Origin of the sequence: Spirosoma sp. (assembly GCF_048594605.1) — a bacterium.
GTDB lineage: Bacteria > Bacteroidota > Bacteroidia > Cytophagales > Spirosomataceae > Spirosoma.
In genome coordinates, this window is record NZ_JBMDWV010000276.1 from 1 (window position 1) to 2,240 (window position 2,240).

Here is a 2,240-nt window from a genome sequence, read left to right on the forward strand (position 1 = left end):
CTGATTTCGTAAAGCCGCCCGCTGATCTTCGTTGAGCGTATCCAGACGAATGTCGTTTAAATACACACTACCCGACGAAGCGCGATCTAAACCGGCGCATAAGCCTAGCAACGTCGTTTTGCCACTACCCGACGGTCCGACAATAGAGAACGTATCGCCGGGTTCAAGCGTGAAATTTACACCGTGCAGAACGGTCAGTTCCCGTCCACCACTTGAATAGGATTTTGTCAGATTTTCGACGCGCAGAATACTCATTGGAACAAAAAACGGTTGACACTACTTTTGAATGAACACAGAGCCACAGAGAACACAGAGTTTTTTAAAATATTTCTTTGTGTTCTCTGTGGCTCTGTGTTCATTCATTAACTCCTGTAGAAACGATGAAGTTCTTTCAATCTGCACAAATGCCGTATTCTGTGATAAGTGGTCTAATGTTGCTCCTAACGGTCTGGGGGTGTGGCTCATCTGACACGAAAACCCGTTCAAAATCAGACACTACGTCTGCAGGTGCCGCTTCTGCCGAAACAGAGTCGGCTGCTACGTCGAAGAAGCAAATCGTACTTTTTTACGGCAATAGTCTAACAGCAGGTTATGGCGTTGAGCCATCGCAGGCGTTCCCGGCATTGGTCGGACAAAAAATTGATTCCGCCGGATTTAATTATCAGGTTGTCAATGCCGGTTTGAGTGGCGAAACAACGGCGGGTGGTAAGAGCCGTATTAGCTGGGTGATGCGCCAGCCCGTAGTGGTATTTGTTCTGGAACTAGGGGGTAACGACGGTCTTCGGGGACTACCGTTGGCGGCCACGCGACAGAATTTACAGGCGATTATGGATACGGTTCGGCGTAAAAGTCCGCAGGCAACCATCGTGCTGGCAGGTATGCAGATTCCGCCTAATATGGGCACTACGTATACGAAGGAATTTCGGGAGTTATTCAAAGAGCTGGCCGACAAAAACAAAGCGATTTTGATTCCATTCCTGCTCGAAGGGGTTGGCGGTGTGGCTAAACTTAATCAGCCGGATGGTATTCATCCAACGCCCGCGGGTCATAAAATCGTAGCCAGTACGGTCTGGAAAATTCTTGAGCCGGTGTTGTCATCGAAAAGCTAGAAGCGAAGTAAGGCACTTCCTGGATTCTGGCAGCTGTTTTACTACGTTGGTATTCAGAAGATTTCATGAAATTGAGGTCAGCAAACGTAGTAAAACCAGTCGTTCACAATTGGCTGTCTTCCCAGATCTTCCGAACCTGCGTAGGTATCTCAAATTCCGTCCATTGCTCAGCCCTGGCTAAATAAACATGTAGCAGCAGTGCCTTTGTACCTGGCCTTGCCGGATCATTAATCTGCTCGCTCAGAGTCAGGTTTGCTACGTAATATTGAAGCCAGGTAGATGGATCGTCGGCATCGTCGCCAATCTTCACGATATCACCATAGTCAAAGTGCATCAATCCATCAATGGGAATATCAGAATGAATCTGGGCCGAGGATTGCCGACTCTGATCATCGTAGCAGAGGAAGCGTAGATAGTATTGCATGGAAAAAGAGGCAGATCTTGACTCAATTTAAGCAATTTGAACCAGTTTGTCTGAATTTCTGATGGCTTACACGTCGTCCGCTGGTAATGGGTAGAAACAAACCGACGGTATCTGTCAACAGCAGGGGAAGGTAACAGCAACTCTTTCGTTCGCCAGTTTATCTGAGCGGGCTGACAGCTATGTGGTTTAGCTTTCGGCTTAGTTGGTTTCCTTTTTGCTTTTCTGAGAAAAGATACGCCTAAAATCAGGGCTTTCCGTATTCATCCACTTATCCCAAAAGGTAAAATAGAGCCCGTAGTTGTAGCGGTACTGGCTATGGTGCAAACTGTGGTGAGTAGCTCCAATCAGCCAGCGGCCCAGCCAATGCCGGTCAAAGCCGGGCGGATAGATTTCCATGTTCAAATGATTGATGGCACCTGATAGGGTCATGATGATCAAAATCAGGCCAACGGCCGAATAGTGCAGGGGAATTACAAACAGTAAGGCCGGAATAATGATGGCCTGTAAAGTGCTTTCAAGCGGATGAAATGAAAAGGCCGTCCAGGGCGAGGTAGTCAGGCTGTCATGATGAGTTTTGTGCACCTTTGCATAAACGCCGGGTCTGTGCATCCAGCGGTGAAGCCAGTAGTAATAGGTTTCATGGATTAGCAGCACCAGCCCAATACTTATCGGATACCAGAGCAGTCCATACTCGAAAAGATTGGTAT

The 2,240-nt window shown here is 47.7% G+C and carries 4 protein-coding genes; 1 reads left to right on the forward strand and 3 read right to left on the reverse strand.

Features of this window, described 5'->3' with window-relative positions:
* Nucleotides 1-255, reverse strand: a 255-nt coding sequence (locus tag ACOJS8_RS16685; RefSeq protein ID WP_420149679.1) for an ATP-binding cassette domain-containing protein, incomplete at its 3' end; no start/stop codon positions are given.
* A 125-nt stretch (nt 256-380) separates the two neighbouring features.
* Between ACOJS8_RS16685 and ACOJS8_RS16690 the strand changes: the two genes are divergently transcribed.
* Nucleotides 381-1,109, forward strand: a complete 729-nt coding sequence (locus ACOJS8_RS16690; RefSeq protein ID WP_420149680.1) for an arylesterase — start codon at nt 381-383, stop codon at nt 1,107-1,109.
* Between the two features lie 103 nt (nt 1,110-1,212).
* On the opposite strand, the gene ACOJS8_RS16695 is transcribed toward ACOJS8_RS16690, so the two are convergent.
* Together ACOJS8_RS16695 and ACOJS8_RS16700 are read right to left on the reverse strand one after the other, a co-directional pair.
* Nucleotides 1,213-1,533 carry a hypothetical protein gene (locus ACOJS8_RS16695; protein ID WP_420149681.1) on the reverse strand — a complete coding sequence of 107 codons (321 nt, stop codon included), beginning with the start codon at nt 1,531-1,533 and terminating at the stop codon, nt 1,213-1,215.
* A gap of 198 nt (nt 1,534-1,731) precedes the next feature.
* A partial coding sequence (locus ACOJS8_RS16700; protein ID WP_420149682.1) for a sterol desaturase family protein occupies nt 1,732-2,240 on the reverse strand: 509 nt, incomplete at its 5' end.

Excerpts from the sequence above, each read along its gene's own strand:
- ACOJS8_RS16690 (WP_420149680.1), top strand. The coding sequence starts at position 381 with ATGAAGTTCTTTCAATCTGCACAAATGCCGTATTCTGTGATAAGTGGT.
- ACOJS8_RS16695 (WP_420149681.1), bottom strand. The coding sequence starts at position 1,533 with ATGCAATACTATCTACGCTTCCTCTGCTACGATGATCAGAGTCGGCAA.